The sequence below is a fragment of the Bacteroides sp. DH3716P genome, from assembly GCF_025914115.1.
Taxonomy (GTDB): domain Bacteria; phylum Bacteroidota; class Bacteroidia; order Bacteroidales; family Bacteroidaceae; genus Bacteroides; species Bacteroides ovatus.
The window spans coordinates 6,523,939-6,532,755 of record NZ_CP083673.1 but is presented as its reverse complement, the minus strand read 5'-3'; the positions used below and the strand labels follow the sequence as shown (position 1 = coordinate 6,532,755).

At 45.0% G+C, this 8,817-nt stretch carries 7 protein-coding genes; 6 read left to right on the top strand and 1 reads right to left on the bottom strand.

From position 1 onward, the window contains the following. The first annotated feature begins 238 nt into the window (after window positions 1-238). From KQP79_RS25220 to KQP79_RS25205, 4 genes are all read left to right on the top strand, one after another. The gene (locus tag KQP79_RS25220; RefSeq protein ID WP_004298082.1) at window positions 239-862 is read left to right on the top strand and encodes an HU family DNA-binding protein; all 624 of its coding nucleotides are present in this window, start codon (window positions 239-241) and stop codon (window positions 860-862) included. A 256-nt stretch (window positions 863-1,118) separates the two neighbouring features. Further along, window positions 1,119-2,219, top strand: a complete 1,101-nt coding sequence (locus KQP79_RS25215; RefSeq protein ID WP_004309880.1) for an AraC family transcriptional regulator — start codon at window positions 1,119-1,121, stop codon at window positions 2,217-2,219. Window positions 2,220-2,428: 209 nt separating this feature from the next. Further along, complete coding sequence (locus KQP79_RS25210; RefSeq protein WP_004309882.1) at window positions 2,429-4,114, top strand: leucine-rich repeat domain-containing protein; 1,686 nt, start codon at window positions 2,429-2,431, stop codon at window positions 4,112-4,114. A gap of 508 nt (window positions 4,115-4,622) precedes the next feature. Beyond that, window positions 4,623-5,507 carry an NAD(P)-dependent oxidoreductase gene (locus tag KQP79_RS25205; protein ID WP_004309884.1) on the top strand — a complete coding sequence of 295 codons (885 nt, stop codon included), beginning with the start codon at window positions 4,623-4,625 and terminating at the stop codon, window positions 5,505-5,507. On the opposite strand, the gene KQP79_RS25200 is transcribed toward KQP79_RS25205, so the two are convergent. Next, on the bottom strand, window positions 5,490-6,278 hold the full coding sequence (locus tag KQP79_RS25200; RefSeq protein WP_004309886.1) for an aspartate dehydrogenase domain-containing protein: 789 nt from the start codon (window positions 6,276-6,278) through the stop codon (window positions 5,490-5,492). The two genes, KQP79_RS25205 and KQP79_RS25200, sit on opposite strands and share 18 nt — an antisense overlap. 182 nt (window positions 6,279-6,460) lie before the next feature. On the opposite strand from KQP79_RS25200, the gene KQP79_RS25195 reads away from it, so the two are divergent. After that, window positions 6,461-8,104, top strand: a complete 1,644-nt coding sequence (locus KQP79_RS25195) for a DUF6377 domain-containing protein (RefSeq protein WP_004313825.1) — start codon at window positions 6,461-6,463, stop codon at window positions 8,102-8,104. A gap of 210 nt (window positions 8,105-8,314) precedes the next feature. Continuing rightward, window positions 8,315-8,817: carboxypeptidase-like regulatory domain-containing protein (locus tag KQP79_RS25190; RefSeq protein WP_264386581.1), on the top strand; the 503-nt coding region annotated here is incomplete at its 3' end.

The window sequence follows — 8,817 nt, the reverse complement described above, 5'->3', positions numbered from 1 at the left end:
TAAACAAATGATAGTGTATTAATAATCAGTAGTATAGCAAAGAAATAACAAAGGAGAATATAGTAAAAAATATAATGCGTCTGCCCTGTCACCTTATAAGGTGACATTAGGCTGTTTACAAAGTGACTATTGTCCCGTTACAATCGGACAACTATCCGAGTGCATAAACAATGATAAATCTCTGCACTGAAAATCTTTATTCTCTGCACTGAAAAATCTTAAATATAACAATAAGATTATGGCCTTTTACAATTTAAAGAAGAAGCCTGCCTTGACTACTAAGGAAGGAGAAACGGAAACAATGTATGCCGACATTGTCTACAGTGGAACGATTCCGGCAGAACGATTGATCCGTGGTGTTGCTAAGAGAACCGGATTTAAGGAAGGAGTGATAGAAGGTATCCTGATGGAACTGAAAGACGATGTATTGCAATATCTAGGTGAAGGATACCGCGTCGAATTGGGAGAGTTCGGCTTCTTTTCAGCCAAAGTGAAAGCTTCCCGATTGGTAGCAAATAAGAATGATATTCGTTCTGAATCCGTAGCTTTCAACGGGGTGAATTTCCGTGCTTCCAAGAGTATGCGTGTGGGTATTCGCGGAGATTTGGAGCGTAGAAAGTGTGTCGATTTCAACACTTCGCGTAAGTGGGACAGAAACAATCTGGAGAAACTCGTCCTGCAATATATCGGAGAGCATGGCTTCATCACAAGAGCCACTTATACGCAACTTACAGGACGCCTGAAGAATACTGCATTGGACGATCTTAAATCTTTTGCAGCCGAAGGCATTATCAAGCGAGAGGGACGGGGTAATCAGATGCATTTCATTGCACCGCCACGAAAGGAACCGGATGGCGAGTAGTGAAATCTAACGGAATATCGATGGAAACCTTGTCGTACAAGATTGGAGATTGGGAACAGAACAGAGAAATGAAGAGGTAGTATCTACCCGAATGGATTGAATCAGTGCAAAATGTGGTATAAGTATGATGTATGGCTAAAAAAATACAGTACCTTTGGCTGTGAATACAGGTAAAACGGTGATGAGGTGTCTATGAAACAGCCTTACAGTGGATTTCTCGTCCGAATGTTGTTTGACCGATAACACAGACTATAATATGTTGGATATCATATACTACTTCAATATCTTCGGTTGTCTGACGATGGGGATGGCTCTGCTGTTGATTCAAACAGCCCCACAGCTGATAAACCCGCACTACCGCAATGCCAAACGATTCCTGGGTATTGCATCGATTATCGTGGCTCTGTGCAATGCGCTTATCTTTTACAACAGGGTACAGGAGAGCGTTGCCGAAATATTTGCAATGCCTGTGCTCGTTGCGGCACAGTTGCAGGCGGCGCTTTTTACTTTTATCGTACTGATACTTTTTCATTCACCATACGTTTGCCGGCGAAATATTTTGCGACACCTCTGCCCGACATTGTTTTTTGTGGGACTCTATCTATTAACGATACTTCTATTTCCTGATGTGAGGATCTATTCGGTGGATGAGTATATAGCGAATATCACGAATCCGGTTCTTTTGTTAAGAACTGTATTTGCGGCTACTTATCTGACGCAGATCGTGATTTACGTCCGTTTATTCCGGCGTGAGCAACGGAATTATATGGCCAAGATTGAGAACTATTTCTCCGACACCGACAAATATGAATTCCGGTGGGCTTCGAGACTGTTCTACGAGGCTGCCTGTATCGGCATTGCCGTTCTGGTGTTCAGTATATTCCCTGCCCCGTTATTCGACGGAATAATTACGGTGGTGGTTACAGTGTACTACTTTAACTTTGGAGTGAGGTATATCAACTACCAATACAAACTTTACTATGAGGCTTTGCCCGCGATAGAGGAGAAGGAAGAATCGCAGCCGACAAAGGAGAGTGAAGGAGACAGGGAACTGGAAGATGAAATGGCAAAACTATTATTGTATCTCCAGCAGGGTGTTGTGCTGGGCGACTATGCCGAGGCTCTGCATATCCCGGAACGGAAACTATCTGTATTCATCAATTCGACTTACGGGGTGAGTTTCAAACGTTGGGTGAACAATAAACGGGTAGAATACGCCACAGAGCAAATGGCGAAACATCCGGATTATACAATGGAGAGAATTGCCGAGCTTTCGGGTTTTGCCCACAAAAGCCATTTCTGTAAAATCTTCCGGGAGATAACAGGGGGATCTTTTACCGAGTACAAAAATAGATAACACCTCCAAGCTGTTGTATATTGGGTGATACAGCTTGTTTAAACATACAATAAACCCACAAAAAAACACTTGTGTTGCACGTTTCGACGTCAGATATGCGTAAACGTGCACCAATCATCCAAAATTTTCATTATATTTTTGCTGCGTAGGGCATAAACCGCTCTGCGCTTTTTTGTTTTCCCATGAATATTAATCAAATATAAAACAACATGAAAAAGATTTGTTCTTTGTTAGTGCTATGTGCAACAGTAGTCTTTGCTTCGTGCAGCAAGGACGATCCGGTAACGGAGCCCGTGCCGGAAGGTATCACCGTCACCACCTACGACGCCCTGCTCGACGCCCTGCAGACGGGCGGCACCTCGGCCGACGCTCCGACACTCGTCACGCTGGGCGGCAACATCACGATACCCGCGGGAGGTGACTATACCACCCCTCCCATGAACGGCAGCGGCCACTTCAAGATAGACGGCGGCGGCCACACCATGACTTGGGAAGACGGCAACAACTACCACTTCCTCGGCAATTTCAGCCCCGATGCCGATGCCGTTTATATCGAACTCACCAATATCAATCTGGTCCAGCAAGATATAAAATCTGCGGTATGTGTTATCAACGGCAGGATTACGCTGGGCAAAGACGTGGCATTGACAATGAATGGGCAATATGGAGACATGATTGTGGCTGTCGGCGAGAAAGCGGTATTGGAACTGGGTGAGGGCTTCGAATTGTCTTGCACGGCAGTCAGCAGTTCGTGCTGTGTAATCGTCCAGGAGGGCGCCACCCTCGTGCTGAACGGGGGAAAGACCGCTGCCGGGGCTTACATAGACCTAAACTGCGATTTTTACTCGGCCGCCTCCCATCCCCTTATCTCCGTTCCGAAAGCCCTCACGGGTGATGTGCATCTCCTTTTCACCATGACCGGTGTAACCTCCATCGCCCAAGGTGCCGGCGGTTACCAACTGACGCAGGCGGACTGCGACCGTCTGAAAGTGAATCCGGAGTCAATGGTCAGCCTCTATGGAGAGCCGTTTCAGAAGTACGCCGACAACTTCGAGCTTTACCTCGACCCGGCGGCGGAACATCAAATCAAGCTGCGCCGGAAGAATTTCACACCCCCCACTTCCGGCAACATCGACATGACCTCCATGACTGCCGACGAAGCGCAGCTAACCATCCGTGCCGCCGTCGCCGCAGGCTTCACCGACCTCAAGCTGACGGGCGAACTTTCCAAAACAGGAATTGGCGGTAACTGGGGTACATTTATCAATAATAAAAAAATTACGAAATGCGACCTCACCGGAGTGACGGACTGGGGTACAACGCCAACTCTGCCCGAACTCGCCTTTGCGAATTGCACCGCCTTGCAGGAGGTGACGCTGCCCGATGATATGAAGGTAATCGGAACTGGTGCTTTTTCAGGTTGCGCTGCGCTGACTACGGTGAATCTTTCGCAGGTTACCTGGATTAATCTAAACGCATTCTGGGGATGCACTTCATTGGAGACGCTCGCTTTGGATAATGTGACTGCGATAGGCCAGGAGGCTTTCTACGGATGCACGGGCCTCGAAACGCTCAAAATACCGAAGTGTACCCAGTTCGGCAATTATATCGTAACGGGCTGCAAAGCTCTCACCCGGATAGAAGCCACCGCAGCCGGAGATTTCGTTAGCATAAGTGATGGTACCACCAGTATAGAGCACACCGCCGTTTTTCACAACAGAGACGGTCATACCGGAGATAACGCATTCGATCCCGCCAAGTGCGACCTCGTGCTGAACGCCGACAAGCAGTATGGTGGCACTGCCGTCCCCACAGCCACAGCCTACAACGAATGGACTGTGGGGGAAAACGGTTCCCCCATGAAATGGAAGAGCGTCAGCATCACGCCACCGTAATCCGCGCCTTTCCCGAAGTTGAACTTCGAGGCGGTCTGATTTATTTTGGGAAATCCAATTTTATGCCTGATGCGGTAGACGACATATGTTGTCGTAAAAAGATTATATCTTAATTAGTAGTCGATTAAAAACGCTCTGCCATTGGCAGATTACAAAATATATCTCCGCCCAACTTGCAAAAAGGGTCCCTACTGTCAAATTGCAGGGATCCTTTTGCTTTATACAATTTACTCCGCATGACTTAGGAAAGCTGTCCTCTGTCAAAAGGAAGATTATCGAATAACGGAGTTTTTTTTACTGTCGAATTGTATAAAAACCGGTCGTGAGTTTGTTTCCTGAGAGAATTTTGTTACTTTTGTATTCGAAAGAGTTACTTGAAGATACAACTCTGCAAATCGCTAAAATGCGCACAGTTACCAAATTGTTATCTCTCAATTCCCCAAATTATGCAAAGTGTTTATTCTTCAATTGGTTATCTTAACCGCGAATAATCTAAAATAAAAAAACGATGTTTCAGAAACTTGTAGCTATAGAGCCGGTCAGTCTGGTTCCGTCGGCCGAAAAAGCGTTGTATTCATTTGCCGGTCAGGTGGTGATGTATCCTGATGTACCCGCGAGTGATGATGAAATCATTGCCCGTATCGGAGATGCCGATGCGGTGCTTTTGAGTTATACCTCCCGTATCAACCGGTATGTACTTGAATGTTGTCTGAATGTGAAATACATTGGAATGTGTTGCTCGCTCTATTCTCCCGAAAGTGCGAATGTCGATATTCGCTATGCCAATGAACGGGGTATCACGGTAACAGGTATCCGGGATTATGGTGATGAGGGAGTGGTAGAATATGTCGTCAGTGAGTTGGTGCGCTGTTTGCATGGCTTCGGGCAGGAATCGTGGGAGGAGTTACCTCGTGAGATCACCGGCTTAAAAGTCGGAATAGTCGGATTGGGTAAGTCGGGCGGCATGATAGCGGACGCTTTGAAGTTCTTTGGTGCTGATATTTCATATTATGCCCGCAGTGAGAAAGAAGCGGCTACTGCCAAAGGATATTGCTTTTTGCCGTTGGAGAAACTCCTTGCAGAGAGTGAAGTCATTTGCTGTTGCCTTAATAAAAATACGGTTCTGCTGCATGAAGAGGAATTCAGGCAGATGGGTAATCGGAAAATCTTATTCAATACCGGTTTGTCGCCGGCATGGGATGAGGCAGCTTTCGCTGAATGGCTGGAAGGTGACAACCTTTGTTTTTGTGACACGATAGGCGCGTTGGGGAGTGAGCAACTGCTCAATCATCCGCATGTACGTTGTATGCAGGTGTCTACTGGCCGCACGCGTCAGGCGTTTGACCGCCTGAGCGCAAAAGTATTGGCCAATCTGTCAGAATACAATGGGTGATGTGATATTAATCAGGGTGCTCACTACTGACCACCCTGCAATATCCGATGTAGCACTATAAATGTCTACTACGGCATGCACCTGGTCATTTTTGATTTCTACCCTTTGCGTATCTCCCACAAATCCGGGGGTAGATTGTATGGATACCTGCATGTTCTCCGGACCGACAGAAGCTCGTGAGGCGGCAACTGTAACATTCACTTTGGTTGGAAAGAGGCGAATAGCTTCCGCAGCACTTCCGGAGAAAACAGTACGTTGCTCCGTTTGCAAGGAATCATCATAAACGGGAGTTCCTTTGAGTCCGTTAGGACCTTTTTCATTGAAGAAGCGGGCCGTCGTATTTCCCATCAGAGAGGCAGTTCTTAAAACATCGAATCCACCGGTAGCTCCGGATGCGATATAGATTCGTGTGCCATTTGCCTTGGCGGTTTCTGCCACTTCCCGATAGAATGTCTCGTCTGCCAAAGCACCGATAGACAAGGTAATGACAGAGGTTCCGTTTCTCAATGCTGGCAAAGCCAATTCCCGCATAGCGGCAGGAGAGGCCGATTCCACCAGATAATCTGGTTTTAATGCTAATAACTCTTCCAATGTGGCGCAAGCAATGCAAGGCTTGCCATGTTGCTGCATTTTATGAACGATGTGCGCTGCTTTTGAAGCCGTACGCGAATAGACACCTACCAAGTCATAATCTGGTAATAAGCCTTTGACAACTGCATCCGCAACGATTCCTGCAAGTCGTCCACATCCTACAATGACTAACTTTTTCATGCAACAAAGATAATACTTTTATTGGTAAGAGCTTGGGTTGGTAATATGGTATTTATTTTCATCAGGTATGTATCCGGGGTTTGTTCCTTTAATTTATGAGCCATTTGTAATCAGATTACGAAGATTTTCTCTACATTTGTCTTTATTAGTCTTGTAATCTTCTATTAAAGTTTAATACTCCGATGAAAAAAAAGTACCTGATATTTCTTTTACTTCTCTCTTTTCCACTATATACCCGGGCCGATAAGACCTTGGACTCACTGTTGAATGTGCTTGATTTGACGATTCAGGAACATGAAATTTATGTGGTTCAACGAGAATCACGTATCAAGCACCTTAAAGAACTGACACACGGAATAGAACCTAATTCCGCGGAACAGTACAATCTGAACAGTCAGATATACAAAGAATATAAAGCCTTTATTTGCGACTCTGCCATCCACTATTTGAATGAAAATATCCGGATTGCAGAGCGCTTGCGTGATGCAGACCGGCAGATAGAAAGTCAGTTGCAGCTTTCGCTATTATTATCATCAACTGGAATGTATAAAGAGTCTCTTGATGTGCTGGAATCGGTAGACCGTCGGAAAATCATTCCTCGTTTAATAGCCGATTATTATACCTGCTTTGACCATGTGTATGGCGAGTTGGGCGTTTATACACAGGATAAAACCCTTTCGGGACGTTATTGGAGTATCTCGCAGGCATATAGAGATTCATTATATGCTATATTGCCTCCGGAATCGGAAGAATACCTGCTGATGCGTGAAGCATCATTTCGCGATCAACGCCAGTATGAGGAAGCCCTGAAAGTGAATGATCTTCGGTTGACGAAAATAGAACCATATACTCCCCAATATGCGATGGCTACTTATCATCGTTCTTTGATTTACAAGTACAGTAATGATAGTCTGGGAGAGAAACGGAATCTTTGTCTTTCTGCTATATCGGATATTCGTTCTGCCATTAAGGACCATGCTTCGTTGTGGATGCTTGCCCAGCTACTTTACGAAGATGGTGATATGGAACGTGCGTACCAATATATGCGCTTTTCGTGGAATGCGACCAAGTTCTACAATGCCCGTCTGCGTAGTTGGCAGAGTGCTGACGTGCTTTCATTGATTGATAAAACCTATCAGGCAATGATTGAAAAGCAGAACGACCGTCTTCAACAGAACCTGCTGCTTATCACTGCACTATTGGTGTTGTTGATTGTAGCTTTGGGATATATCTACCGTCAGATGAAAAAGCTGGCAGATGCAAGAAATCATCTTCAGGTAGCTAATAAGCAGTTAAACGGATTGAATGAGGAGTTGAGGCAAATGAATAGTTGCCTGTCTTCTACCAATATCGAACTCTCGGAGTCCAATCAGATTAAGGAAGAATATATTGCCCGTTTCATCAAGCTGTGTTCTACTTATATCAACCGTTTAGACGCTTACCGGCGGATGGTGAATAAGAAAGTGTCTGCCGGACAGATTGCGGAATTATTAAAGATAACGCGTTCCCAAGATGCTCTTGATGAAGAACTGGAAGAATTGTATGCAAACTTTGATACAGCCTTTTTGCATCTCTTCCCTAACTTTGTGGGAAAATTCAATGACTTATTACAGGAAAATGAACAGATTTTACCGAAGAAAGGCGAGTTATTGAATACTGAACTGCGCATCTTTGCTTTGATACGTCTGGGTATTGAAGACAGTTCACAAATTGCGGAGTTTCTTCGTTATTCGGTGAATACAATTTATAATTATCGGGCGAAAGTAAGGAATAAAGCCCGTGGATCGAGAGAGGATTTTGACGATTTAGTGCGAAAAATTCGCTAATTCGGACTGTAAATCAACCACTTTTTTAGGTATACGTTCTGAATGTAAATAGATGAAAATAAGTGGATTATCGTTTTGTGTAATCCACTTATTGCCCCCTCCTTGTTAGCTCACTTTAATTTCTTTATACTTTTGACCTGTGCTTCGAAAGTAATGAGAATAGCCCATTGCTGACGAGCGTCTTATTATTAACTTTAAAACTTAGTACGCATGAAAAAAAACAGGCGAAAAATCCTTTCGGGGAGTCGCAAGATTTTCTTTGCTATCTTGGCAATGTTTTTATCTTTGAGTGCATCCGCACAGCAAATTACTGCATCCGGTCAGGTCCTGGATGCTCAAAAAGAACCGCTAATCGGTGTTAGTGTACAAGAGAAAGGTACGTCTAACGGAGCAATAACCGATTTAGATGGCAACTTCACATTAAACGTTAAGCAAAACGCCATTTTGATATTCTCTTATGTGGGTTATAAGTCGCAGGAGGTAAAGGCAGCCCAACAGATGAAGATCACACTTCAGGAAGATAATGAAGTGCTTGATGAAGTGGTGGTCATCGGTTATGGTTCGGTGAAACGGAAAGATGTGACTACCGCTATCTCTTCCGTATCTACCAAGGATTTGGATATGCGGCCTATCGTTTCGGCAGGACAGGCCATTCAAGGTAAGGCAGCCGGTGTCTCGGTGATTCAGCCTAACGGTACGCCGGGCGGTGAAAT